Source organism: [Leptolyngbya] sp. PCC 7376 (assembly GCF_000316605.1).
Taxonomy (GTDB): domain Bacteria; phylum Cyanobacteriota; class Cyanobacteriia; order Cyanobacteriales; family MRBY01; genus MRBY01.
On the sequence record NC_019683.1, the window covers coordinates 641,254 to 665,470 of the forward strand.

The 24,217-nt window shown below is 44.1% G+C and carries 22 protein-coding genes, 1 tRNA gene and 10 pseudogenes; 15 read left to right on the forward strand and 18 right to left on the reverse strand.

What is annotated here, in order from left to right:
• Positions 1-26 precede the first annotated feature (26 nt).
• The 8 genes and pseudogenes from LEPTO7376_RS02860 (at position 27) to LEPTO7376_RS28850 (ending at position 4,014) form a co-directional block, all read left to right on the forward strand.
• Positions 27-227, forward strand: a complete 201-nt coding sequence (locus tag LEPTO7376_RS02860; protein WP_051188705.1) for a hypothetical protein — start codon at positions 27-29, stop codon at positions 225-227.
• 76 nt (positions 228-303) lie between these two features.
• Positions 304-1,166 (forward strand): annotated as a pseudogene (locus LEPTO7376_RS24255) (IS982 family transposase).
• A gap of 288 nt (positions 1,167-1,454) precedes the next feature.
• Positions 1,455-2,051 (forward strand): annotated as a pseudogene (locus tag LEPTO7376_RS02875) (IS982 family transposase); the annotation flags it as partial.
• A 41-nt stretch (positions 2,052-2,092) separates the two neighbouring features.
• A pseudogene (locus tag LEPTO7376_RS28845) lies at positions 2,093-2,964 on the forward strand (IS630 family transposase).
• An 18-nt stretch (positions 2,965-2,982) separates the two neighbouring features.
• A pseudogene (locus LEPTO7376_RS28605) lies at positions 2,983-3,261 on the forward strand (transposase); the annotation flags it as partial.
• On the forward strand, positions 3,254-3,409 hold the full coding sequence (locus LEPTO7376_RS27155) for a transposase family protein (RefSeq protein ID WP_225901164.1): 156 nt from the start codon (positions 3,254-3,256) through the stop codon (positions 3,407-3,409). The pseudogene LEPTO7376_RS28605 and the gene LEPTO7376_RS27155, both read left to right, overlap by 8 nt.
• A gap of 33 nt (positions 3,410-3,442) precedes the next feature.
• A complete protein-coding gene (locus tag LEPTO7376_RS28225; RefSeq protein WP_264308963.1) occupies positions 3,443-3,871 on the forward strand; it encodes a transposase family protein in 429 nt (142 codons plus the stop codon).
• Between the two features lie 23 nt (positions 3,872-3,894).
• Positions 3,895-4,014 carry a hypothetical protein gene (locus LEPTO7376_RS28850; RefSeq protein ID WP_264308964.1) on the forward strand — a complete coding sequence of 40 codons (120 nt, stop codon included), beginning with the start codon at positions 3,895-3,897 and terminating at the stop codon, positions 4,012-4,014.
• 117 nt (positions 4,015-4,131) lie between these two features.
• On the opposite strand, the gene LEPTO7376_RS02895 is transcribed toward LEPTO7376_RS28850, so the two are convergent.
• From LEPTO7376_RS02895 to LEPTO7376_RS02905, 3 genes are all read right to left on the reverse strand, one after another.
• Positions 4,132-4,977 carry a hypothetical protein gene (locus LEPTO7376_RS02895; protein ID WP_160148367.1) on the reverse strand — a complete coding sequence of 282 codons (846 nt, stop codon included), beginning with the start codon at positions 4,975-4,977 and terminating at the stop codon, positions 4,132-4,134.
• Between the two features lie 634 nt (positions 4,978-5,611).
• A complete protein-coding gene (locus tag LEPTO7376_RS02900) occupies positions 5,612-7,051 on the reverse strand; it encodes a sugar transferase (protein ID WP_015132781.1) in 1,440 nt (479 codons plus the stop codon).
• Positions 7,052-7,124: 73 nt separating this feature from the next.
• Complete coding sequence (locus tag LEPTO7376_RS02905) at positions 7,125-7,895, reverse strand: WecB/TagA/CpsF family glycosyltransferase (RefSeq protein WP_015132782.1); 771 nt, start codon at positions 7,893-7,895, stop codon at positions 7,125-7,127.
• Here LEPTO7376_RS02905 and LEPTO7376_RS02910 point away from each other — a divergent pair.
• Positions 7,866-8,708, forward strand: a complete 843-nt coding sequence (locus tag LEPTO7376_RS02910; protein WP_225901165.1) for an HAD family phosphatase — start codon at positions 7,866-7,868, stop codon at positions 8,706-8,708. The two genes, LEPTO7376_RS02905 and LEPTO7376_RS02910, sit on opposite strands and share 30 nt — an antisense overlap.
• An 11-nt stretch (positions 8,709-8,719) precedes the next feature.
• A tRNA-Ala gene (locus LEPTO7376_RS02915) sits at positions 8,720-8,792 on the forward strand.
• Positions 8,793-8,929: 137 nt separating this feature from the next.
• Here the strand turns inward: LEPTO7376_RS02915 and LEPTO7376_RS02920 are convergent.
• Positions 8,930-9,786, reverse strand: a pseudogene (locus LEPTO7376_RS02920) (IS982 family transposase).
• A 110-nt stretch (positions 9,787-9,896) separates the two neighbouring features.
• Between LEPTO7376_RS02920 and LEPTO7376_RS25520 the strand changes: the two are divergent.
• Together LEPTO7376_RS25520 and LEPTO7376_RS02930 are read left to right on the forward strand one after the other, a co-directional pair.
• A pseudogene (locus LEPTO7376_RS25520) lies at positions 9,897-10,605 on the forward strand (IS1 family transposase).
• Between the two features lie 72 nt (positions 10,606-10,677).
• The gene (locus LEPTO7376_RS02930) at positions 10,678-11,766 is read left to right on the forward strand and encodes a glycosyltransferase family 1 protein (protein ID WP_015132785.1); all 1,089 of its coding nucleotides are present in this window, start codon (positions 10,678-10,680) and stop codon (positions 11,764-11,766) included.
• 17 nt (positions 11,767-11,783) lie between these two features.
• Here the strand turns inward: LEPTO7376_RS02930 and LEPTO7376_RS02935 are convergent, their stop codons facing one another.
• Complete coding sequence (locus LEPTO7376_RS02935; protein WP_015132786.1) at positions 11,784-12,638, reverse strand: ABC transporter ATP-binding protein; 855 nt, start codon at positions 12,636-12,638, stop codon at positions 11,784-11,786.
• A gap of 120 nt (positions 12,639-12,758) precedes the next feature.
• Positions 12,759-12,878 (reverse strand): annotated as a pseudogene (locus LEPTO7376_RS26160) (IS982 family transposase); the annotation flags it as partial.
• 64 nt (positions 12,879-12,942) lie between these two features.
• Between LEPTO7376_RS26160 and LEPTO7376_RS02940 the strand changes: the two are divergent.
• Positions 12,943-13,864: pseudogene (locus tag LEPTO7376_RS02940) on the forward strand (IS256 family transposase); the annotation flags it as partial.
• A 13-nt stretch (positions 13,865-13,877) separates the two neighbouring features.
• Here the strand turns inward: LEPTO7376_RS02940 and LEPTO7376_RS27165 are convergent.
• Positions 13,878-14,450, reverse strand: coding sequence for an IS630 family transposase (locus tag LEPTO7376_RS27165; RefSeq protein WP_041763060.1), 573 nt, complete (start codon positions 14,448-14,450; stop codon positions 13,878-13,880).
• 13 nt (positions 14,451-14,463) lie between these two features.
• The gene (locus LEPTO7376_RS27170; protein WP_225901096.1) at positions 14,464-14,862 is read right to left on the reverse strand and encodes a transposase; all 399 of its coding nucleotides are present in this window, start codon (positions 14,860-14,862) and stop codon (positions 14,464-14,466) included.
• A 49-nt stretch (positions 14,863-14,911) separates the two neighbouring features.
• Between LEPTO7376_RS27170 and LEPTO7376_RS24275 the strand changes: the two are divergent.
• Positions 14,912-15,070: pseudogene (locus tag LEPTO7376_RS24275) on the forward strand (transposase); the annotation flags it as partial.
• Here LEPTO7376_RS24275 and LEPTO7376_RS27175 read toward each other — a convergent pair.
• Together LEPTO7376_RS27175 and LEPTO7376_RS02955 are read right to left on the reverse strand one after the other, a co-directional pair.
• Entirely contained in the window at positions 15,024-15,242 is a 219-nt protein-coding gene (locus LEPTO7376_RS27175) for a transposase family protein (RefSeq protein WP_225901166.1), read from the reverse strand. The pseudogene LEPTO7376_RS24275 and the gene LEPTO7376_RS27175 sit on opposite strands and share 47 nt — an antisense overlap.
• Positions 15,221-15,601 carry a transposase family protein gene (locus tag LEPTO7376_RS02955; protein WP_225901167.1) on the reverse strand — a complete coding sequence of 127 codons (381 nt, stop codon included), beginning with the start codon at positions 15,599-15,601 and terminating at the stop codon, positions 15,221-15,223. Before LEPTO7376_RS02955 ends, LEPTO7376_RS27175 begins: the two co-directional genes overlap by 22 nt.
• Before the next feature lie 67 nt (positions 15,602-15,668).
• Between LEPTO7376_RS02955 and LEPTO7376_RS27180 the strand changes: the two are divergent.
• Positions 15,669-15,806 (forward strand): annotated as a pseudogene (locus LEPTO7376_RS27180) (IS982 family transposase); the annotation flags it as partial.
• A 185-nt stretch (positions 15,807-15,991) separates the two neighbouring features.
• Here the strand turns inward: LEPTO7376_RS27180 and LEPTO7376_RS02960 are convergent.
• The 8 genes from LEPTO7376_RS02960 to LEPTO7376_RS28610 all read right to left on the reverse strand — a co-directional run bounded on the left by LEPTO7376_RS02960 (position 15,992) and on the right by LEPTO7376_RS28610 (position 24,101).
• A complete protein-coding gene (locus tag LEPTO7376_RS02960; RefSeq protein ID WP_015132787.1) occupies positions 15,992-17,653 on the reverse strand; it encodes an AarF/ABC1/UbiB kinase family protein in 1,662 nt (553 codons plus the stop codon).
• Positions 17,654-17,705: 52 nt separating this feature from the next.
• Positions 17,706-18,521, reverse strand: coding sequence for an A24 family peptidase (locus LEPTO7376_RS02965; protein WP_015132788.1), 816 nt, complete (start codon positions 18,519-18,521; stop codon positions 17,706-17,708).
• Positions 18,522-18,620: 99 nt separating this feature from the next.
• On the reverse strand, positions 18,621-19,463 hold the full coding sequence (locus LEPTO7376_RS02970; RefSeq protein ID WP_015132789.1) for a prohibitin family protein: 843 nt from the start codon (positions 19,461-19,463) through the stop codon (positions 18,621-18,623).
• A gap of 182 nt (positions 19,464-19,645) precedes the next feature.
• Positions 19,646-20,392, reverse strand: a complete 747-nt coding sequence (locus LEPTO7376_RS02975) for a LemA family protein (RefSeq protein WP_015132790.1) — start codon at positions 20,390-20,392, stop codon at positions 19,646-19,648.
• A gap of 53 nt (positions 20,393-20,445) precedes the next feature.
• The gene (locus LEPTO7376_RS26165) at positions 20,446-20,622 is read right to left on the reverse strand and encodes a hypothetical protein (RefSeq protein WP_160148369.1); all 177 of its coding nucleotides are present in this window, start codon (positions 20,620-20,622) and stop codon (positions 20,446-20,448) included.
• A 61-nt stretch (positions 20,623-20,683) separates the two neighbouring features.
• A complete protein-coding gene (locus LEPTO7376_RS24290) occupies positions 20,684-21,643 on the reverse strand; it encodes a YgcG family protein (protein ID WP_015132791.1) in 960 nt (319 codons plus the stop codon).
• A 168-nt stretch (positions 21,644-21,811) separates the two neighbouring features.
• Positions 21,812-23,029, reverse strand: a complete 1,218-nt coding sequence (locus LEPTO7376_RS02985) for an ABC transporter substrate-binding protein (protein WP_015132792.1) — start codon at positions 23,027-23,029, stop codon at positions 21,812-21,814.
• Positions 23,030-23,399: 370 nt separating this feature from the next.
• Positions 23,400-24,101: a rubrerythrin family protein gene (locus tag LEPTO7376_RS28610; RefSeq protein ID WP_015132793.1), complete on the reverse strand. Its 702-nt coding sequence runs from the start codon at positions 24,099-24,101 to the stop codon at positions 23,400-23,402.
• Positions 24,102-24,217 lie beyond the last annotated feature (116 nt).

Consider the following 24,217-nt stretch of genomic DNA (forward strand, 5'->3'; position numbering starts at 1 on the left):
CGGAGTTAGTCGAAAAGACTCAGGTGATGAAAAAGTATCAGTATGAAAAGGCGATCGCCATTGGCGATGGATTGACCGATATCAATATGGCATTAAAAGCTGACTTAATTTTTGCAAGGAAGCATTTACGCAATTATCTCGACCAAGAAGGGAAAACAAACTATGTTGCCTGGGAAGCCTTTGATGATATTTGCCAATACCTTGAACAAAGTAATTTTCTAGCCTAACGTGAGTTCGGGATAAGAAAGAAAAAGGAGAAAGTGCATATTGTGGAAGTTGATAACCAGTCCACCACCTTCTCCCATGACCAGTCTAGAACCTTTGTTTTGTGCCGTTGATGATTTCTGCCCAGTCTTTGAACCTCAATGGCAACAGCAATTACTGGCCTCAAAGCAAAAAGCGACGGCGTCGCCCCAGAAGCCTTAGTCTCAGCGAGATAATGACGATATTGATTGCTTTTCACCAATCTCACTATCGCAATTTTAAATATTTCTATCTCATCAATGTGCGTCATCACTGGCGAGGAGCTTTTCCCAGAGCCGTGAGTGACCAACGTTTTGTGGAGTGGATGCCTTCGACGTTAGTACCTCTCTCTCTGTGTCTACCTACAGCACTGTTATGGTCAATGCATAGGTATCAGCTTCATTGATGCCACCAGTATCAAAGTTTGTCACAATCGCCGCATCTCTCAACATCGCGTTTTTGAAGGTCATGCCGCTCGAGGTAAAACCTCTGTGGGTTGGTTCTTTGGCTTCAAACTACATCTGGTTATCAATGACCATGGCGAATTACTCAATGTGAAAGTCACACCCGGCAACACCGATGATAGAAAACCGGTAGTGGAGCTTTTGAAAGGGTTATACGGCAAAGTCTTTGCTGATCAAGGTTACGTCTCTCAACCTCTGGCACAGTATTTACAAGAAGAATATGATGTGAGGCTTCTAGCTAAGCCTCGTCGCAATATGAAGAATCACCGGATGCTTTGGCGTGACAAAGTGCTGGCTCGTAAGCGAGCTTTGATTGAAACAGTCATTGACCAACTGAAGAATATTTCACAGATTGAACACTCTCGCCATCGCAGTCCAGCGAACTTTTGTGTCAACTTGCTTTGCGGTCTCATTGCCTATTGTCATCAGCCCAAGAAACCCTCTCTTCAGCTTGATTAGAACCTTGATTCCTTATCCCGAACTCACGTTAGCCTAAACACTTGACCTTTTGCAAAAGGGGTGAGAGTAGATAAAAAAGAGGAAAGTAACAGAGCCATAGCGATAAAAATGCCAACTTACGAACAGCTCCAACATTTATCGACAGAACAATTCAGGAGAGCCTGTGGAGTTAAACTTCAGACTTTCAATCGTCTGGTAGAGGTCCTAACAGAACGTGAGTTCTGGATAAGGAAAGAAAAGGAGAAAGCCCATATCGTGGAAGTTGTAACGAATCCACGGCTTTCTCCCATGTCCAGTCTAGAGGCTCTGTTTTGCCATGTTGATGATTTCTGTCGAATCTTTGAACCCTTATGGCATCAAGCGTTACTCAGCTCTGGCAAAAAATACCGTCGCCGTCAGAGAAGCTTCAGTCTGAGTGAGGTGATGACTATTCTCATTGCTTTCCATCAATCTCACTATCGAAATTTCAAGCATTTCTATCTCATCAAGGTGAAATGCGATTGGCAACAAGAGTTTCCTCTAGCTGTGAGCTATCAACGCTTTGTGACATGGATACCTTCGAGCTTGATTCCTCTCTGTACATATCTGCGACGATGCTTCGGACAATGCACTGGTATTAGCTTCATTGATGCCACCAGCATCAAGGTTTGCCATAATCGCCGTATCTCTCAACACCGTGTTTTTGAAGGTTGCGCGGCAAGGGGCAAGACTTCGGTGGGATGGTTCTTCGGCTTCAAACTACACCTGGTCATCAATGAGCGAGGAGAATTACTCAACGTCCAAGTGACGCCCGGAAATACCGATGACCGCCAACCTGTAGTGGAGTTATGGCAAGACTTATGGGGTAAAGTCTTTGCCGATAAAGGCTATAGCAGGCAAGGAGTGGGTTAAGACAGAATAGGATAGAAGCAATAAACATAGATGCCATGCCTGCTCCCCATAGTCTTGATTTACGCCTAAAAGCTGTTGCCGCCTTCGATAAAGGTGAACGAAAAAGTGATATCTGTCGCTTCTTTGGTATTAGCCGAAATACGCTAGACCTGTGGCTGAAACGACGAGAGAAAATCGGTTCAGTCGCTCCGAAGACAGATTACCGTCGAGGCCCTCAACCGAAGATTAATGATCTAGATGCTTTTCGTGCTTTTGCAGAGAAATATGGGCATCTAACCCAGAAGGAAATGGCGGAGAAATGGCCAGAGTCTATTAGTGATGCATCCAGACGTGAAGCTCTACGGAAAATTGAATTTACTCGAAAAAAAAGACCTATCGATATCAAGAGAGAGATAAAGAATTAGAAAAAGCATTTGTGGCACAACTGAAGCAGTATGGCCAAGAACGACTCGTATATATCGATGAAAGTGGATTTGATAATACCTTAGATTATGGGTATGGCTACTGCCATAAGTCAGAGAGGTTTATCGCAGAGAAGTTAGGTCATCGTACAGAACGAGTTAGCGTGATTGGAGGATGGCGAGAGGGAGAGCAGATAGCACCGATGGTATTTGAGGGCTATGCCAACAGCGCCTTAGTTTGCCAATGGGTAGAGGATTGCTTAGTGCCAGAGTTGATTCCGGGTCAAATTATTATTCTGGATAATGCCAGTGTTCATCCAAAGGAAAGAATACAAACATTGGTGGCGAAGGCAGGATGTGAAGTGATATTTTTGCCACCCTACTCACCACACCTGAACAAGATAGAGAAGTTTTGGGGGAGGTTAAAGAAGGAGGTAAGTAAGCTCATCAAGAAGACTGAGGATTTGTTCGATGCCATCAGAATAGCCTTCTGTTCTATGTCCTAACCTTCTCCTTCGCTGCTATATGTCTCACAATCTTTAGCCCAGCATCTTCAAGAGGAACATGAGGTGACCCTAATGGCTAAACCTCGTCGAAATATGAAGCATCATTTGATGGTTTATCAAGATAAACTTTTTGCTCGTAAGCGGGCTTTGATTGAGACAGTTATTGACCAACTGAAGAACATCTCATAGATTGAACATTCCCGACATCGCAGTCCCACAAACTTTTGTGTGAACTCGCTGTGTGGGCTGATTGCTTACTGCCATCAACCCAAAAAACCTTCTTTACAGCTTGATTAGACCTATCATTCCTTATCCAGAACTCACGTTAACAGAAGCTAAAGCAAAGCAAAAACCCGGTCGTCCCAGTATTGTATCCCTGGAAAATCAGTTACTCCTCACCTTGGAATATCTGAGGGAATATCGCACTTATTTTCCTATCGCTTAATCATGGGGCATTCATGAATCAACAGTTTGTCGCATGGTGCAAAAAACAGAGAATACACTCATCAAAGAAACCGATTTCCACTTACCCGGCATGAAACAGCTCCATGGTTCAGAAGAGTTATCTCTAACAGTAGTGTTGATGGATGCCACAGAACAGGCGATTGAAAAGCCCCAAAAAACAACGTCTTTACTACTCAGGAAAAAGAAGCATCATTCCCTTAAAGCTCAAATAGTTATTGCTTGGCAGTGGGCACAGATTATCTGTTGTGACTGTGAGAAAGGTAGCACCCATGACTTCAAACTACTCAAAAAGAGTAGAGTGCATTTTCAGCAGGGACAACTCTGCCTTGCCGACACTGGATATCAAGGTCTACACAAGCGACATCAGCGGAGTCACACTCCTCACAAGAAGCCGAGGAGGAGAGTTGACTGCGGGAACAGAAACAGGAGAATCAGCTCTTAGCAGCTCAAAGAATCATCATTGAGATGGTATTCAGAATGCTCAAAAGATTTCGTATATTATCCAGTCGATATCGTAACCGCCGTCGGAGATGGGGATTAAGACTCAATCTCATTGCTGGTCTCTACAATTTTGAATTGCCATAACCTTTTGCAAGAGGTCAACTCATTGCAGTCCATATAAAAAACTTCCTTAGAGTTTTAAACCTATAAGCTTAGCCAAGGAAGTTTTTTATGTTTTAGAGTGAAGAAAAGAAAGCAACCTTAGCTTTCATTGTCACGCTCTTGCTTACGCTTACGGGCGATCGCCGCACCACCAGTAAACAACCAAGCGAGGCCAGCAGCAGGAGTTGGAACTGGAGTTAAGTCAACATTGAAATCTGCATGGTTTTCGTATAGATTGCCGTTCTCGTCATATGCCTTGAACCAAGTAGACATACCCAAGTTCGAGTTTTTACCATTAGCACCAATGCCCACTTGGACAGGATATTTCCCACCGGTGAGATCATCAATTGTCAAAACAAGATTATCAATCTCGCCACCGAATCCAGTGAGCGTAGAAGCGACATTATCGCTAAAGTCATAAAAACTCCATGTGGAGGGATCTACAACACCACTGCCGTAAGGATTATTGCGATTAAGTTCTTTCTTGGGTCCACCAGTACCTGCACCATCTCTCTTGACGAGATGAACATCTACTTCCCAACCAAATGGGCTTGCATTGCCACCATTCACTTGTTTTTTGTCATAAACAGTACCGTAGAAGTGAACAGTACCGTCGTCATACTCTTCCCAAAAGAGATCTTCAGAGGATGTGGTGATAGAGCTTCGCTCGTTTAAACTGCCTGCGTCTAGACCATAGATTGTATGGCCAGCACCACCACCGTAGTACTGATCCTTATATGCAGTCGTAACAGAATATTTATTGACGAGTTCAAGTGCTTGAGCTGGGGCTTCCATCATAAAACCACCAACAACAACACTAGCCGCCATTAACGGTAAACCGAAATGCTTAATTGGATTCATTGAAGAGAAAAACATAGGACACAAAAGTAATAAAATCTGAGTTTCATTCCGCGATCGCCAAGTAATCTGTAAACTTTGCCTCACTGAAAAACTTGTGAGATGGAGTGCCCTGAAATCAATGGCTTACAAAATACATTGAGTTGCGAAACTACATTAAAACTCTAACAAGACCTTGGAGCTTGCAAATCAAGCTCAAGTAAAGTTTCGAGGGCTTTTTTATGAGTTTTCAATGATGGATATCCTGATATTTACGGACAGCAAAAAAGCGTAGTAACTAGACTAATAATAAAGTTCTCATGAAGTTCCGGACTCTTGATCTTGGTGAAATCAAGCATCTTTAGAACCCAACATCAATAGTTGTCAAGACCTTTATCCATAAGCATTTAAATTCTTTTTTATCTCGACTAATATTTTGTTCCAGTCTCTATCAAGGAAAGAATTCTTACTCGATTCCTTATATAAACTCAAGAAGAGTTAAAGTTACTGATTCTTTTCTCACCAAACACCTCATTGTTTTTACGGATCTCACAGATCAAAATAAATATTAGTGTATTTTTTTGTACTGAAGCTAATTCACAATAGCTAAACAAAAAGCCGTATTTTAAAGGTTTAAATAGTCATAGGCTTAGGAGCAAATTTTCTAATGGCATGACGAAAAAACGGGAAAACACAATCGATCTTGATTTTCGAGCACAGAGTCCAGCAGTCTAATAACGATCTAGTATGCTCCTTTGCCAAACAGCACAATTCTGACGGTTTCAATCAAGATGTCGAGATCAAGGTTTAACGACCAATTATCGATGTAATACAGATCGAGGCGAGCTGCAGCATTAAAGTCTTCAAGGTCAGAACGTCCCGATATTTGCCAAAGCCCACTAATGCCCGGAACAACTTGATGGCGGATATGGTGCCAAGAGTCAAAGCGTTCTACATCGCGAATCGGTAGGGGACGGGGGCCAACAAGACTCATTTGCCCAATTAAGACGTTGATGAGTTGGGGCAATTCATCGATACTGGTGCGTCGCAAAAATTGACCGACTTTGGTGATGCGAGGATCCTTTTTGATTTTGAATAGAACTCCATCTGACATTTGGTTCTGGGTTTCGAGTTGCTGTTGGAGTTTGGGAGCATTTTTAACCATGGTGCGGAACTTCCACATCCGAAATGTTTTACCGTTTAAACCCACACGCTTTTGCCGAAAAAAGACCTCACCGGGAGAGTCAACTTTGATGGCGATCGCCACACCGATAAAAAGTGGCAAGAGAATCATTAAACCAAACGCAGACCCCACAAAATCAAACCAACGTTTCAGTCGATAATCCCAACACAAAAGCAGAGGTGTTTCGACACGGAGAGTGGGAATACCCGCAAAAATCTCTGGTAAACCCCGACGGTAAAGCATTTCTTTACTCGATGGCAGCAGCCGAATCGCCACGCCTGTACTCCGCAGTTGCCAATACAAACTTGACGCAAGATCTGTATCTGGTAAATCCTTAACTAAAACTTCCATCGCTCCAGATTGCTGAATATTTGCAATCGTTGTGGCTGTACTCGCAGTGGTCGCTAGAGCCGCACCAACAATTTCGTAATTCGGCCTCTTTTTGACGAGATTTGCTAAGTGATTTAGTTTTTCGGCGGGGGCAATCACAAATACTTTAATCGGTGGTTTTTGACGCACAAATTGCCGCAAAATCAGCGTCAGAGATAAGCGTTGTCCCAACACAAATGTGATGCTTAAAAACCATGCCGAAATAAAGAGTGATCGCGGTGGATCAAGCATCGGATTATAAAAATAGCTACCAAGCAAAAACAAACAATAAACCAAGGTGATGATCTTAGCGGCACGAGTATAATTCTGGGCTTCGAAAGGAATGCGGTAGAGATGATTCGCTACAAAAAAGCTCAGGGTAACGATTAAAAAAAACCAAAATAGACTGGGGATATCGAACCAAACCCACCACACTAAACCAGTAGGAATCGGCGAATAGAAACCGTTCAAAAAATCTGCAAACCGCCAGGCGATCGCCAAGCCCAACGTATCACTACAGATCAAGAGCAACATATACCGAAAACGCTGACGCCCCGGTTTCAAATGTTCTAAAGCTTGGATGGAGCGGAGATCTTGTGTGGAGTTAGGGATGGGTTTGCGTTTCAACATAGAAAAAGGGCCACAGACAATCAGCAAAAAACCTTTAAACAGTTAGTCTCTGTGGTTTCAGCCGAAAGAATAATTATGTACTGCGCAGTCGAACCCTAACGAACTGGATCAAAAACAACACCACAAAAGCCATATTGTTAACGACATAGCGTTTCCAGAGACGCCGTGGTTCTTGAAGTAGGCGGTAAAACCATTCTAAGCCCAGGGACATCATCCACCGAGGGGCTTGGGAAACGGTTCCAGCGTGGAAATCAAAGGCAGCTCCTACTCCTAACAGAACTGCGGTCAATTTATCCGTATGTTTTGCCATCCAAAATTCTTGTTTAGGACAACCCAATCCGACAAAGACTAGTTTTGCGCCTGACTGAATAATATTCTCGATTTCGAGATTTTCTTCTTCTGCGCTCAAAGCACGGAAGGGTGGCGCAACCATCCCCACAATATTTAGCTCAGGGAATTTTTCGAGTAAGTTCTGGCGAAGTTTATCGAGGGTTTCGGGGCGGCTACCGTAAAAATAAACGGGCATATTTTCGCGCGTGGCGATCGTACAACAGTGGAGCGTTAGGTCAGGGCCATAAACCCGAGAGGCCTCTTGAAGTCCAAATAGTTTTAATCCCCATACGAGGGGCATTCCGTCCGGTGTCGTTAATAGAGCATTGTTAATAATTTGCTGGAACTCATTATTCCAGTAGCCCGTCATCACCATATGGACATTGGCGATCGCCACATAGCCGGACTGATTATTTCGAATCGCCTGTAGGATGCGCTCCCCTGCATCGACATAGTTCGTCAGATGCACCCGAGTCCGGAGAATATGGCGTTGGGGAAGCTCTTCAAAAGTCATGGCGATCGCAGCAAACTACAGCTTATTTTAAAGCGTGGCCTCCATGGGCGATCCGGAATTCTCCTAAAATATAAAAAACCGACCGTTCACCTCATGCCCCAACTACAGGCTGTTCTTTTCGAAATTAATGGCGTTTTTCTGAATGACTCAGCAATTCAATTTGAGCTGCTGGATGAAATCCTCCTATCCGAAAATCTCCGCCCCACCGATGCAATCTACCAAAATGAAAGCTTAGGGAAGAGCGATCGCCGTTGTCTACAGGAATGTTTGGCTTTACGCGGACGCATTGTCAGCGATGAATACCTTGATAAGCTCATCGCAAAAAAATCTCAGGCCTATCAAGCAAAGCTCAGTGCCCTAGAAACTTTTCCGGTCGCATCAGATATCTTGCCATTTATCACATCCCTTAAACTGAAGGATCTTCTTCTCGGCATTGTGACAGGTTATAGCAGCACAGATACAGACTATATTTTGGGTCAGTTGGAACTAAAAGATGCTTTTGATATCGTGCTCACCGCCGACGATATCCCAATTTTCAAACCGAGCGGAGATAGTTATCGAGCCGCAATCAAAGCATTACAAACAAAATATCCAGAGCGTCAGATTACCGCCAAGAACTGCCTTGCCATCGAAGATAATTTCCACGGTATCCAAGCCGCAAAATCCGCACGCATCCCTGTTGTTGGTGTGGCACGCACCTATCCATTCCATATGATGCAGCGTTGTAGTAATTGGTGCGTTGACTATTTGACAGAACTAGAGCTAGAACGCATTGACCCAAGCCTTGCTCCACCAGCAGAAGTGCTACAATAATTTTCCTTTCCGGGGAATTAGCTCAGTTGGTAGAGTGCTGCGATCGCACCGCAGAGGTCAGGGGTTCGAATCCCCTATTCTCCATTGCTCTCGCACTCAGGCTTGCAGCCACCAACGCTGCTTTAATGATAGCTCAAGTATCAGCCTTTTCTATCAGGATTCTATTTTTAGGTCGTGATTTAAGCCTTGTTAACGTGAGTTCTGGATAAGGAATGATAGGTCTAATCAAGCTGTAAAGAAGGTTTTTTGGGTTGATGGCAGTAAGCAATCAGCCCACACAGCGAGTTCACACAAAAGTTTGTGGGACTGCGATGTCGGGAATGTTCAATCTGTGAGATGTTCTTCAGTTGGTCAATAACTGTCTCAATCAAAGCCCGCTTACGAGCAAAAAGTTTATCTTGATAAACCATCAAATGATGCTTCATATTTCGACGAGGTTTAGCCATTAGGGTCACCTCATGTTCCTCTTGAAGATGCTGGGCTAAAGATTGTGAGACATAGCCTTTATCGGCAAAGACTTTACCCCATAAGTCTTGCAATAACTCCACTACAGGTTGGCGGTCATCGGTATTTCCGGGCGTCACTTGGACGTTGAGTAATTCTCCTCGCTCATTGATGACCAGGTGTAGTTTGAAGCCGAAGAACCATCCCACCGAAGTCTTGCCCCTTGCCGCGCAACCTTCAAAAACACGGTGTTGAGAGATACGGCGATTATGGCAAACCTTGATGCTGGTGGCATCAATGAAGCTAATACCAGTGCATTGTCCGAAGCATCGTCGCAGATATGTACAGAGAGGAATCAAGCTCGAAGGTATCCATGTCACAAAGCGTTGATAGCTCACAGCTAGAGGAAACTCTTGTTGCCAATCGCATTTCACCTTGATGAGATAGAAATGCTTGAAATTTCGATAGTAAGATTGATGGAAAGCAATGAGAATAGTCATCACCTCACTCAGACTGAGGCTTCTCTGACGGCGACGGTATTTTTGCCAGAGCTGAGTAACGCTTGATGCCATAAGGGTTCAAAGACTTGGCAGAAATCATCAACATGGCAAAACAGAGCCTCTAGACTGGACATGGGAGAAAGCCGTGGATTCGTTACAACTTCCACGATATGGGCTTTCTCCTTTTCTTTCCTTATCCAGAACTCACGTTAAGAAGGGAAGTTAAGTCACCAGTCTCCCTCAAATGCTTCGTTGTCCCAACTGTCAATCCACAAAAGTTGTAAAAAATGCTCGTATCCATAACGGCAAACAAAACCATAGATTTCGAGACTGCGGTAGACAATTTGTAGAAAATTCTCAACAGAAAATCATCTCTTCTGACACCACGGAGTTAATTGATAAGTACTCCTCGAAAAGATTCCTCTGGCTGGAATTGCTCGAGTTTGTGATGTCTCAGAACCCTGGTTACAAAGTTATGTCAACCAGAAATACGAAGCCATACCGCAGCAAGTGCACATATGCTCGAAACAAAAGGACAATTGACGATTCAATGCGATGAGATGTGGTCTTTTGTCGGCAATAAACATCAGAAATATTGGATTTGGCTGGCCTTAGATGTCGATAGTCGCGAGATTGTGGGAGTCTACGTGGGAGACCGTTCTGAGGCAGGAGCATTAGGGCTATGGCAATCTTTACCCGGAGTTTATCGCCAATGCGCAGTAGCTTACAGTAATTTTTGGTCTGCTTATGGCCTCATCTTCCCTAGCAAACTTCATCAATTCGTAAGCAAAGAGACAGGAAAGACAAGTTATATTGAGCGATTCAACTGTACTTTGAGGCAAAGAGTTTCGCGCTTGGTGAGAAAGACTTTATCCTTTTCTAAGAAAGTCGCAAACCACATTGGAGCTATTTGGCTTTTTGTTCATCACTACAAATCATCCTTACCTCTTTAGGACTACCAAATTTGGCAACAGAATATCAAGTACAACAAACTGAGATTGACCCACGTAGAGAATTGATCCTGCATGATGCTAGTTAATCTCTCTGTCCTATCTGCAAAACCAACGGGCATTAGTATCTACGCCAAAAATGTAGTGCCCCATCTGGTTGAACTTGATTCTTTCACATTACTGAGCGAATCCTCCCTAATCCCTCTTGTCAAAGAGGATGTCAGACAGAAGATTCCAGCAGGGATGAGTCCAGATTTTGGGATGCAAGGCCATGCAAAACGTTTACTGTGGACACAGTTTGGACTCCCAAAACTTTATAAAAAACTAAAAGCAAATCTGATTTTTTCACCGTTACCCGAAACGCCTCTATATACATCCTGTTGCAATGTGGCGATGGTGCATGATTTGATTCCGCTACGTTATCCAGATCGGCGATCACCCCTCCAGTATTACCAAAAATTTGTTTTACCCAAGGTTTTGTATCAGGCGGAGCATCTAGTCTGTAATTCTCAGGCGACAGCGGATGATGTGATTAATTATTTTGGGATTCCTGCGAGGAAAATCACACCAATTCCTCTTGCCTACGACGCGAAACATTTTCGGGCAATCGACAATTTACCCCAACCGACAAAACCCTATTTTCTGTATCTTGGTCGCCACAATCCTCACAAAAATGTATTGCGAATGATCAAGGCTTTTGCGCAACTGCCCAACTATCAAGATTATGAATTTTTGCTCGTTGGTTCGCAAGATAAACGCTATACCCCAACCGTGAAGGCACTGATTACCGAGCTTGGTTTAGAGCAAAATGTTTTGATCAAAGATTATGTTGCCCAGCAAGATTTGCCGATGATCATTAATCAGGCGATCGCCCTTGTTTTCACAACATTGTGGGAGGGATTTGGGTTACCCGTGCTTGAAGCAATGGCCTGTGGAACTCCGGTGGTCACATCAAACCAATCGGCTTTACCAGAAGCAGCAGGAGATGCAGCCCTACTCGTCAATCCAGAAAATGTTGGGGCGATCACCAATGCAATGCAACAAATCACCCAAGACGAAACCCTGCGACAAGATTTACGAATGAGAGGTTTAGCCCAAGCACAAAAATTCTCTTGGCAACACACAGGCAATCAAACCGCTGCAATTCTAAAGAGATTTCTCTGAAAAATTTCCGACAAATCTTAATCGAGTTGCCGACCTGTCAACTCCACAAAAATATCTTCGAGATTGGATTCGCGCACCATCACACCTTTTTTGTCTTCGAGATTGGCGAGATGATGTTCTGCCTCTTGCACAGTCGGGAAAAAATTATAATCCCAGCGATCACTCTGCTGTTTCACCATGAGACCGCGACCATATTTTTCCTGCAACTCTGATACAGTTCCTTCCTCAATTAGCTGACCCGCTTCCATAATGCCGATGCGATTACAGAGTGTTGCGGCCTCTTCCATATAGTGAGTGGTGAGCAAAATGGTCATGCCATTGTTATTCAGCTCGCGGATAATTTCCCAGAGACGACGACGCGTTTGAGGATCGAGACCGACAGTTGGTTCATCTAAAAACAAGATTTTGGGTTCATGCAGTAACGCCCGAGCAATCTGCACCCGACGTTTCATTCCACCCGATAATGTTTTTACTAAATCATCGCGGCGATCACCCAACCCCACATATTCAAGAGATTGCCGAATTAATCTTTGGCGTTTTGATTTCGGGATATGGTGCAACCGACCATGAAATTCCAGATTTTCCCAAACCGTGAGATCCACATCCACACTCATCTGCTGGAGCACCACCCCAATAGTGCGTTTCGCGTGGGCGGGATTACGCTGCACATCTTCCCCGGCCACACAAATTACTCCACCACTCGGCTCCGTTAACGTAATCACCATCCGAATTGTCGTTGATTTCCCCGCGCCGTTTGGCCCCAAAAGACCATACATTTCGCCATCTTTAATCTCAAACGAAAGCTCATTAACCACAGGCACTTTGCCAAAAACTTTCGTGACTTTATCAAGGGAAACCGCAGCGGATGTCATGGAGAATGTAACTGATTGTAAAGTTTACTGCGTATATTATAGCAGTGGCCGGATAGCTTTAGAATGAGGAGAGAAGTTTGTATCTAGATTAACGTGAGTTCGGGATAAGGAATAAAGGTTCTAATCAAGCTGAAGAGAAGGTTTCTTGGGCTGATGACAATAGGCAATGAGACCACACAGCAAGTTGACACAAAAATTGGCAGGACTGCGGTGGCGGGAATGCTCACTCTGAGAAATATTCGGATATGTAAATTAATTTGTGTAAGCGGTCAAAATCCAGAAAAAAGCAAGGAGACCATGACCCATGAAAAAACAGAATCAAACCAGTAGAGCCGATGAACTGATTGATGAATTACTGCAAGATTGTCCAGACTCGGAATCAATTCTGGGAGAATCAGGCTTGCTACAGCAGTTGAGTAAGAGAGTTAATTGAAAGAGCCTTGCAAGGGGAATTGAGTCATCATCTGAATCAAGTCAAAGAAGCAGGAAAGCAGAATAGTAGAAACGGCTATTCCAAGAAAACAATCAAATCAACCCAAGGGGAAATGGATATCAGCATCCCAAGGGATAGGAAAAGTGAATTTGAGCCGCTGTTAGTGCCCAAAGGTCAAAGGCGTATTCAAGGGCTAGAAGAGAAGATACTGGCTTTGTACAGTCGAGGTATGAGTACCAGAGATATTCAGGCACAAATGCAAGAACTGTATGGGGTGGAGATTTCAGCTGGGCTAGTGAGTGAAGTGACCTCGGCAGTGATGGAGGAAATCAAAGCATGGCAGCATCGTCCTCTGGAGGAGATATATCCGATATTGTGGCTGGATGGCATGAGAATAAAAATCAGAGAGGAAGGACGGGATACGAATCAGACTCTCTATCTAGCACTGGGAGTGAAGCAGTCCGGTCACAAGGAGGTCTTAGGAATGTGGCTATCCTCGGGAGGAGAGGGGGCAAAATTTTGGTTGTCAGTGCTGAATGAAATCCACCATCGGGGGGTCGAACATATCTGCATAGCTTGTGTGGATGGGTTGAAGGGATTTCCCGCTGCCATTGAAGCGGTGTTCCCAAAAACGAGAGTGCAATTATGTATCGTTCATCTGATACGAAATAGCCTGAAATTCGTTTCTTGGAAAGACCGTAAGTCCGTGGTGTCAGACCTCAAGCCTATTTACCAGGCCGCCACAGTTTCCGAGGCAGAATCCGCCTTAACTGCTTTTGCGGAGCGTTGGGACGGTATAGCAATTTCTAGTCGAGTGAGGTGCAATAGCAGCAATGTGTAAACCAGCATCGAATATCATCAAGGGTAATCTTGGAAAAAGCTACCTCAATTGCCTTGTCTAGAGCTAGATAAGTTCTTGCCCCGATACTTTTCAAGGTACTTTTCAACTTTGACCAGCAATTTTCAATGGGTGAAAAATCTGGAGAATAGGGAGGAAGGTAAATCAACTTAGCTCCCACGGCCTCAATCATTGTGCGTACTGACTCTCCTAAATGAATCGAACAGTTATCCATCACCACACATGCTCCCGCCCATAAGTTTGGTATTAACTTCTGGCTGATGAATGCTTCAAAGGTTAATCCATCCGTACTCCCCAGCAGATGATAATTAGCGACCATTCCCTTGAAGCCTAATGCTCCAATCAAAGAAACATTCTTGCCTCGTTTACTGGATTTCGGACTATAAGCTCGTTTCCCTTTCTCAGAACGTGCCCTCAGTCTTGTCATGGCTAAGTTCACGCCCGATTCATCGATAAAAATCAAGTTTTTCGCTAGAGTCGCTTGCATTTTCTGCCAAAAATCATATCTGGCTTGTTGCACTCGTTTTGTCGCCTTAAGGTCTGGATAGAATGTTTTTTTTGAGGCTATATCCCATTCTTCTTAAGGTGCGATGCATTGTGCTATTGGCCACACGGAGACCAGTGCGTTTCTCCATCTCATCACATAGTTCCGCTAGCGTCGCATCGTTTTTCTTGGTGAGCAACTGGCGCAATATTGTTTGATGCTCTTCGTTTAATTTGGGAGGTGTTTGTTGGCTTCGTTTTTTCGGAGCAATCGACCCTGTCAGTCGTTTTTGGTCGAGGAGCTTTTGTACAAAACTTTTCGCCACTCCAAATTGTCGGGCAAGACTACTTTGACTCACACCACCCCTTTCGTAGGCATCCACTATTTTCTGTCTTAAGTCTAATGAGTAGGCTTTCGGCAAGATGCTACTTTCTTCCTCACCAGTCAACTCACCTATACTACTTCATACACCTTGCTAGGCTGAAATTTGCTGTATCTACCCCACTATTTCCCAAATATGGCTGAATCATTGGGAAAACATCATTCCATTATTTGATTATCCAGCTCCCATCCGTCGCATCATTTACACCACCAATGCCATTGAGGCGGTCAATCGCTCTTTGGGCAGAGTTGTCCCTGCTGAAAATGCACTCTACTCTTTTTGAGTAGTTTGAAGTCATGGGTGCTACCTTTCTCACAGTCACAACAGATAATCTGTGCCCACTGCCAAGCAATAACTATTTGAGCTTTAAGGGAATGATGCTTCTTTTTCCCTGAGTAGTAAAGACGTTGTTTTTTTGGGCTTTTCAATCGCCTGTTCTGTGGCATCCATCAACCACTACTGTTAGAGATAACTCTTCTGAACCATGGAGCTGTTTCATGCCGGGTAAGTGGAAATCGGTTTCTTTGATGAGTTTATTCTCTGTTTTTTGCACCATGCGACAAACTGTTGATTCATGAATGCCCCATGATTGAGCGATATGAAAATAAGTGCGATATTCCCTCAGATATTCCAAGGTGAGGAGTAACTGATTTTCCAGGGATACAATACTGGGACGACCGGGTTTTTGCTTTGCTTTAGCTTCTGCGAGGACCTCTACCAGACGATTGAAAGTCTGAAGTTTAACTCCACAGGCTCTCCTGAATTGTTCTGGAGATAAATGTTGGAGCTGTTCGTAAGTTGGCATTTTTATCGCTATGGCTCTGTTACTTTCCTCTTTTTTCCCTACTCTCACCCCTTTTGCAAGAGGTCAAATATCCAACCAACTGAAGAACATTTCTCAGATTGAGCACTCTAGACATCGTAGTCCAGCGAACTTCTGCGTCTATTTGCTCTGTGGCTTGATTGCCTCTTGTCATCAGCCTAAGACACCTTCTCTCCAACTCAATTAGAGTCTCTTTTCCTTATCCAGAACTCACGTTAATATTAGTAAAAAAAAGGTTAAAAATTCGTTATTCTACTGAATCTCGGAGCATATTTTGAATGATCTGGCCAATAGATTTTGGTGATGAAGCTTATGCAATATTACGGAAACGATAGTGCTGGATACGAATGAATACTGTCTACAATGAGGAGATTATTTGCGGACTAAGCGGTCAATGCGTTCTTGGAGTAGGAGTTTGAGGAGCGATCGCCCAGTCAAGAATCCTAGGAAAAGGGCAATGCAAAAAACGGCGATCGCATAGTTGGGATAGCTGAGGAGTAACACGCCGACAATGGTTGCAAAGCCACTGAGAGTGCCGTACATAATGGTTTTGACGGCGAGATAAATGCGACGGAGTTGGCGATCGCTCTCCAGAGATTTAACGCGGAACTGAATTTCACCGAGCTCGATGCGGGATTCGAGGCGTTTAATCGCCATCTCGGTGCGGGTCGGTTTTTTGATTTGGTAGAGAACGAATTCTTTTGCTTGTTTCGCTAGGGAGGTAATACGGCTTTCGTTTTCTTCTTTGCTAATGGCAATGCTTCGGACAAAGGGTTGGGCTGCGGCGAGCAGGTTGTACTGGGGATCAAGGGCGCGGGCAATGCCATCAAGGGTTGTAATTGCTTTGATGATGAACGTCATTTGAGGAGGCAACCGGAATGGCTGCTGTTCAAACATCAAATAGATTTCGCCGCTAATCTGCTCAAATTCTTTTAAATCAACGGGGCGATCGCGGAATTTATCGAGTAGAAATGCAATCATCCGTTTAATGGGAGTCATGTCGGCCATCGGTTCGACTAAACCCATATAGACTAAGGTGTCTACCACTTCATCAGTATCTTTGCGGAGGATGGCGAAAAAAGTACGCATCATCTGCGTCTTTTCCATCGATTTGACTTCGGTCATGGTGCCAAAGTCGTAGAAAATTAGTTTGCCATCTTCATCAACCGCCATATTGCCCGGATGGGGATCAGATTGGAAAAATCCGTCTTGCAGTAATTGCTTGAGGTATGCGGAAATGCCAAGGCTAATGACGTTATCGGGATTGATATTGACTGCTTCGAGAGCAGCACGGTCATCGATTTTTATGCCGGGGAGATATTCGAGGGTAAGGACACGCTCAGTGGTGTATTGCCAATAGACTTTTGGGACAAGGATATGGTTTTGGCCAGCGAAGTTACTGCGGAAATGATCGCCATTTTTTCCTTCCTGCACATAGTCAATTTCTTGGTATAGCAGGTCAAAAAATTCACGGCAGACTTGGGTCAGATTATATTTATGGAGATCTTTTGCAAAGCGTCCGGCGATCGCCATTAATCTTTCAATGACTTGGATATCGACGTGAAACAGATTTTTAAGGCCGGGGCGCTGCACTTTAACGGCAACTTCTTCGCCAGTATATAGAATTGCTTTATGAACCTGTCCTAAACTTGCTGAGGCAAGGGGTTCTTGATCAAAGTCTTTAAAAACTGAGTAGAGAGATTTCTCAAATGATTTCTCGATGACGGCGATCGCCTCTGTGCTGTTGAAGGGAGGCACACGATCTTGCAGCTGACTCAGTTCTTCGATGTATTCGATCGGAAAAAGGTCGGGACGGGTGGACATCGCCTGACCAATTTTGATAAAAGTTGGCCCGAGATCGAGGAGATGGTTGACTAGCCAGCGAGCTTGACGACGACGGTTACTGGATTCATTTTTGCCCCCAAAGAATTTATCTTTGCCAAGACGCGCGACAAATTGCGAAGCGACAGCAAAAATTTCTAGTTGCCGCTGCCATAGATTGATATTCTGTCGTTGCCAACGTGGGGATTTCAATACTGAACTAGGCTATCGTTTCGACCACCCCTCATCATACAGAAAGCTTTCGCTAAAAACCTAAAAACGAGTCTAAATATAAGGCAATTAGGCGATCGCCAAAAAATAAACTCCCCATCGCACCCATCGCTAGAAAAGGGCCAAAGGGTAAATGCTGTTTTTTGCCATGTTTGCCGAGCTTCATTGCTGTACCGATAATCGCGGTGCCAAGGGCGCAGGACAAAAAGATTGTGAGGATAACATTTTGCCAACCGAGCCAAACACCAATCATCGCCAATAATTTTGGGTCACCGCCGCCCATCGCTTGTTGTTTGAGGGCAATCGTCCCGAGAAATCCGACAATATCTAATAACCATATCCCCAAAACCATCGCGCCAATGCCTCCAATAAAATATTGGATTGCGCCAGTCAAGCTATTGGCCTGAAAGCCGAGCATAATCTGAAAAATGAGGCCGAGTACTAAACCAGACTGGGTTAGGGAGTTCGGCAGAGTAAAGGTATCAAAATCGATGAGGGCAAGGGAAGTCAGCCAAAAAAGTAAAACGGCGGCGGCGATCGCCTCTAGATGTAACCCAAATCGAAAAAATACTGCGACAAATAATAACCCCACAAATGCTTCAACGAGAGGATAGCGTACTGGGATAGGCGTTTTGCACCACCGACATTTTCCGAGCAGCGTGATCCAACCAAAGACTGGAATATTTTCCCGAGCGCTCAAGCCATGACCACATTTTGGGCAGCGGGACGGCGGGTGGATCAAAGACAGTCCTTCTGGCAAACGATACACCACAACATTAAGGAAACTACCGAAGCAAGACCCAATCACAAAGATAAAACTCGCGGCGATCGCCCAGAAGAAAAAATCCATAAATCGACTTGCCAGAACACTAAAAAGAAAAAAGTCCCCCTTAATTTAAGGGGGAGTTAGGAGGATTCAAGATCCACCTACTACGAAATTAAACTAACTCTATTTAGCAGCATCCCCGAGGTTAAACAGGAATGGTACGCTACCACCTTTCTCACCCATCACTAAAACATTGGGCATTTGAGCACCACCTTCGCGCCATGCTTCAATCGCTTCTTTCTCCAGTACGAGTTCACCACCCTGAGCCTTAAGCGTTTCAGCAAGGAGGCGTTGCGCTTCCGCTTTACCTTTCGCGCGGTTAACATCTGCCTGTGCTTGTTGCTCTGCTTCTTGAGCCACATAAATTGCCCGTTGAGCACGCTGTTCAGCAATTTGTTTTTCCTCTACTGCCTTCGAGAATTCAGCAGAGAAATTGAGATCGACCACGCTAGTATCCAGCACGATAATGCCATATTTTTTGAGGCGAGTATCAAGGGCGTCATCAAAGTCACGTTTTAGCTCTGTACGCTTTGTGATTGCTTCCTCAACAGTACGTTTAGCTGCCGCAATCTTGAAAGATTCCTGGGTTTGGGGTGCAATAATTTTCGCAACAATATTTTGGAGTGTGCCTTGGGTTCGACGGATGGTTACAACTTCAACAGGATCGAGGCGGAAGTTAATCGCAAACCGTGCCGATAAATCCTGCAAATCTTTTGTCGAACTTTCGGCAGGGACTTCAAATTTTTGGACGGTTACATCATAGACATCGACGTTTGTGATGAAAGGTGGCTTAATGTGAAAACCTTCTAGTAAAGCGCCGTCTTGGGCCTTACCTAGCACACTTAATACCCCTGCTTGTCCGGGATTGATAATGACAAAGGCATTTAATACCAGAAATACGGCAAAGGCAACAATAGTGCCAACCAGGGAAAGTGGAAAGTTCCCGTTAGGGGTCACGTTACGCACGAGTTTGGATCTCCATCAATAAAGTAATCACGCATCTCATTGTAGAAAAGTCTTTAGAAGAAGGTGATCCAGTGTCGTAGATCGTAAAGATTTGAGTGGAGGAGGAAATGGGTGGCGATCGCCCAACTGATTTTTTCACCTCCAAAGATATCGCGATTATCTAGGGAGTGATGCTCTCTGCATCATTGATTATTGGTTGAAAATTCCGCCGCATTAAATCCAGCCACTTTAGCGATGAGAACATTGGGAAAGCTCTGGGTCACTTGTTCATAATCTTGGATAGCCTCGTTATATCGTTTACGCTCAACAGCTAAACGATTGGCTGTGCCCGCGAGTTCATATTGAAGATTGATAAAAAGTTGATTATTCGCCAGTTCAGGATTTTGGGCAGAAAACTGAGTGAACTCACTAATGGCATTATTTACTGCGGCGATCGCCTGGGATTTTTCAGTCGGCGTTTGAGCTACTAAATAACTTTCTCTTGCCGAAATGAGTTGGGTGAGAATTCGTTCTTCTTGATTCGCAAAAGTCTTCGTAATATTGACCAAATCTGGAATTAATTCTGTCCGCCGCTGCTGCTGATTTTCGACTTGGGCTAATGCTGCTTTAACGTTTGATTTTGCGCTATTTAAATGATTAAACGTGAAAATAGCCCACAGTCCTGATATGACAACCGCACCAATCCCAATCCGTTTATAGAGCTGTTGTTGTGTTGCTTTCTTTTTCTTTGCGAGTTGCTCTTGTCTTTTTTGTTGCTCAATTTCGGCGATCGCCTTTTGTATGAGTTCAGCCGGAATCGAAACTTGCCCACCAATTTCGACTAAATCTGCCGCTGAATAACTATCTTTATAGTCTTCGTAATAACGAGAAGCTAAGTCTAGAACCTCCTGGGCAATCTCATCAGGAATACGTAAATTATCTGAACTCATTTTTCGTGATCCGAAAGATTAGTTAACAATAAAAGAGTCTATAAAGACTATCTTTACCAGCTACCGCCAGCACCACCTCCACCAGAGCTACCACCACCTGAGGAGCTACTACTACCACCGCTGCTACTAGAACTGCTAGAAGAATAAGAGTTGGAACTACTAGAGGAAGAGTGACTTAGTCGAGGCGTAACGGCCTCTTGGCTGAACTCATGCTGACAAAACCGGCACACGCAAGTTTGTCTTTCTTTACCAGCACGACTGTAGGTTGCTTTTACAAGAGATTCACTTGATTTAATACGCGCAGTAGGGGCTTCGCACTTTTCGCAATAAACGCTTTGTTATGAGTCCAGGGTAAACAAAGACGTGGATCTGCTCTGGTTTTTCGTCAGATGAAGAACATTTTAGGCATTGCCAGCCGTTTATATATGCGTAATGTTTTTTCTTAGCGAATTTTTCTGGTTCTGATAGTGATTCAGAAAGAATTTTGGGCTTGACTTTTCGCATTTTGGTGCGACATTCATCGCAGTGCATGCGACGACTTACACTCGCTGAATCTTTCTCTTTTGTTTTCCCCCATGGTTTGACATAAAGAGGCCGACTTAAATAAATTATGATTCTGCCAATCACCAGGGCAAATGGGCTAAAAAATAAGCCTAGAACGATGATGACAGGTAGCTTATTCCACAAAAATAATGTGATTTTTTCAAACCCACTGCTGATAGTTCTTTGAAGAGGGAATTTTGCAGGTTCTAATTCTTTAATTAATCCTTTTGTTCCATTGATAACGCCACTATCAAAATCTCCTTCTTTAAAGGCTGGGATAATTTGTTTGTCGATAATTGCACCTACGCGAGCATCCGGTAAAAACTCCTCTACGCCATAGCCTGTTTCTATCTCGACGCGGCGATCGCCCTTTGAGATAACAAATAAAACCCCATTGTTAACCCCTGCTTTCCCGATACCCCAGGTATTAAAAAGCTCGGTTGTAAATTCTTTTGGGGTAGCAGAAGGCGCAGTATTCGGTACAGCAACCACGACGATTTCAGTCCCATTCTTTGCCTCCAGCTCCGAAATCATTTTATTCAGCTGCGCTTCTGTCTGAGGGGTCAGCAAATCCCCCATATCGGTTACCCAACTATTGCCCGTATCCCAAGGCTTAGGCACTTTTGAAACTTCGACCGCTTGAACAGGTAAAACTATTGTTGCGGCGATCGCCAAACCGACAACATTGCGAGAAAGAAATTTAGACATGAAATGAATTGTGTCACTGAAAATATGCTAGCCAAAAAAGCTAGATAGTACAGACCATCAAAAACACTCCTAAATAAAAAAAGCTTGGCCAAAGCGATAAAACTTCAACCAAACCCTTTTTAATCGATGCCACTATGGCTCTTGAAAATCCTGAGTCAATCTTTGTGACTATTCAATAAAGGTGAATTTCCCTTCTTCACCAGACTCGTCCATCTCAATCTTCGCAACATAAAATTGCTTTTGGACAAGCTCACCTTCTTCCGTAAAGGAAATTTCACCGAGGGGAGTGACATATGTTCCGGCAAAAACTTCATCCCGTAATTGCTTACGCAAATCGGATAAAGACATTTCAGCCACAGGTGATTTTGCATCTAAACTACGCAAAGCTTCAACAAAAACTTGTACACCAGTAAAGGCTTGAGCACTGAATTGTGGTGGGTCAGTTTCATTCTCAGCGATATATGCTTCGCGGAAGGCTGTATTAATGTCGTTTTCTAGCTCTGGACTATAGGCTTGGGCGATTAATACGCCATCACATTTTGCTTGGCAAACGGGGAAAATATTTGAAGTATTTAAGCCATTACCACCAATAATGATGCCTTTGTAACCGAGCTCCCGCAGTTGTTTTACGAGATTGCCGCCATCTGCTGCCAGACCGGAAATAATCACAAGATCTGGGTCAAGATTGATCGCCGTTGTAGCTTGGGTCTGGAAGTCAGTATCCGTGGTTTGAAATTTCTGGACAGTGACCAGATCCAACTCAAAATCTTTGACCGTTTGTTGAAAGGTTTCGGTTTCGGATTTACTGAATGCGTCATTCTGAGCAAAGAAAACTGCAACTTTAGAGATGTCTGGATTGACCTTTAAAGCTTGTTCGACAGCATTGGGAGCAACAACGGCGACTGGTGCAGAGACACGACCAATAAATTCACCAATTTGTGGGATACCTTGGGCTGTGTTGGAAGGGCCTAATACAGGGAGTTGAGCGCGGTTCGCGATAGGGTCAGCTGCAAAGGCTTGTTGGGAAAGAGTTGGCCCAACAATTCCAACAACTTTGTCTTGGTTAATCAGGGTATTGAAGGCATTAATTGCGCCCTGTTCATCTCCGGCAACGTCCTGTAGGGCAATGCTAAAGGCTTGCCCATTGATACCATCGTTGTCATTGAAATAGGTTTCGGCCAGCTTGGCACCAATCACTTGTTCTTGGCCGAGCAAGGCGACATTACTGGTTTGAGCTACGCCAACACCGATAACAATTTCGCTAGTGGAATCGGTTTCGTTGCTGCTGGAATCTGACGTTTCCGTCGGAGGATTACAGGCAATAATTGTTGTGACAATGATTGAGGCGATCGCCCCACTGATAAACAATCGACGTTTATTAAACATGAAAATAACTATAGGAGCTTGATATAACAGATATTCAGAATACTCCTAAGTTTTTCTGCATTCAACATTCAGCTGAGTAGGGGACGCGTTTCAAATCTCAGCTCTACAAACACACGGCGATAGTCAAAAAACCAGAAATGAGTAGAGCCAATCCAGAAATCCAGCGAATTTCGTTCTTTTCTTGTTGGAATTGCATGATGTATTCTTGGCCTCCCCGCGCTATTTACACTTACTTTCTTGAGTATAAGTACTCAGCTCTGGTTTTGCCCATGCTTGTTTCATCAGTAAATCGAAGACTTTCCATCAGACTGATAAATAAAAAAGGGGCGATCGCCCCCTGATGTCTTCATTCACCGTTTAACGTTTTAGCCTAAGCTGCTGCTACGTATTCCTCGTAGGGCACAAATGTCTTTTTTGTTGCACCACAGATCGGGCACTGCCAATCGTCGGGAATATCTTCGAAATTTGTACCCGCCGCAATACCAGAATCAGGATCGCCAACAGCTGGATCGTAAATCATGGAGCATTTTTTACAGATCCACTTTTGACCAAGGGAACGTGGTGTTGCTTCCCCACCATCCAAGGCTTTGAGAGCATCACTATACTGATTGGCATGGTGTTCTTCGATGGATGTAAGCAACCCGAAGTTCTTCGCTGCAGTGTGGAACATTTCCGCATGTTCTTTAGACTCTTCTTCCTGCTCTTTAAACTCAGCCTCTGCCCCTGCATCCTTATCCTGCTGTGCCTGAGCCGCGAACTCTGGGTACATCGTTTGATACTCGTAAGTTTCGCCGGCGATCGCCAGCTCTAAACAACGTGCCGCGATCTTTTTCTTGTCCGCATCACTGAGCGCATCAGGATTTTTCACGACAAGCTCAGGATGTAACAAACGAAAATGGGCAAAAGCATGCTCAGTCTCTTGGTTAGCCGTTTCCCGAAATAACTTCGCTAAGTCAGACATCCCAAGCTTTTTGGCAACATCTGCGAAAAAGAGATACTTCCGATTTGCTTGAGACTCACCCCCAAAAGCTGCCTCTAAATTGTCTACTGTGCGCGCATTTTGCATATCCATAACGTTAATCCTCATGTGCAATCTATTCTTGACTAAGAATAATTCTTATCTTGTAAAATGTCAATTCTGACAATCGCTCATATAACAAAGCAACTATCAGATAAAAGTGTTAATAT

Excerpts from the sequence above, each read along its gene's own strand:
- LEPTO7376_RS02860 (WP_051188705.1), top strand. The coding sequence starts at position 27 with ATGAAAAAGTATCAGTATGAAAAGGCGATCGCCATTGGCGATGGATTG.
- LEPTO7376_RS28225 (WP_264308963.1), top strand. The coding sequence starts at position 3,443 with ATGGTGCAAAAAACAGAGAATACACTCATCAAAGAAACCGATTTCCAC.
- LEPTO7376_RS28850 (WP_264308964.1), top strand. The coding sequence starts at position 3,895 with ATGGTATTCAGAATGCTCAAAAGATTTCGTATATTATCCAGTCGATAT.
- LEPTO7376_RS02900 (WP_015132781.1), bottom strand. The coding sequence starts at position 7,051 with ATGTTGAAACGCAAACCCATCCCTAACTCCACACAAGATCTCCGCTCC.
- LEPTO7376_RS02910 (WP_225901165.1), top strand. The coding sequence starts at position 7,866 with ATGGCGTTGGGGAAGCTCTTCAAAAGTCATGGCGATCGCAGCAAACTA.
- LEPTO7376_RS02905 (WP_015132782.1), bottom strand. The coding sequence starts at position 7,895 with ATGACTTTTGAAGAGCTTCCCCAACGCCATATTCTCCGGACTCGGGTG.
- LEPTO7376_RS02930 (WP_015132785.1), top strand. The coding sequence starts at position 10,678 with ATGATGCTAGTTAATCTCTCTGTCCTATCTGCAAAACCAACGGGCATT.
- LEPTO7376_RS02935 (WP_015132786.1), bottom strand. The coding sequence starts at position 12,638 with ATGACATCCGCTGCGGTTTCCCTTGATAAAGTCACGAAAGTTTTTGGC.
- LEPTO7376_RS27175 (WP_225901166.1), bottom strand. The coding sequence starts at position 15,242 with ATGCCACAGAACAGGCGATTGAAAAGCCCAAAAAAACAACGTCTTTAC.
- LEPTO7376_RS02955 (WP_225901167.1), bottom strand. The coding sequence starts at position 15,601 with ATGCCAACTTACGAACAGCTCCAACATTTATCTCCAGAACAATTCAGG.
- LEPTO7376_RS02965 (WP_015132788.1), bottom strand. The coding sequence starts at position 18,521 with ATGGATTTTTTCTTCTGGGCGATCGCCGCGAGTTTTATCTTTGTGATT.
- LEPTO7376_RS02975 (WP_015132790.1), bottom strand. The coding sequence starts at position 20,392 with ATGAGTTCAGATAATTTACGTATTCCTGATGAGATTGCCCAGGAGGTT.
- LEPTO7376_RS24290 (WP_015132791.1), bottom strand. The coding sequence starts at position 21,643 with ATGTCTAAATTTCTTTCTCGCAATGTTGTCGGTTTGGCGATCGCCGCA.
- LEPTO7376_RS02985 (WP_015132792.1), bottom strand. The coding sequence starts at position 23,029 with ATGTTTAATAAACGTCGATTGTTTATCAGTGGGGCGATCGCCTCAATC.
- LEPTO7376_RS28610 (WP_015132793.1), bottom strand. The coding sequence starts at position 24,101 with ATGGATATGCAAAATGCGCGCACAGTAGACAATTTAGAGGCAGCTTTT.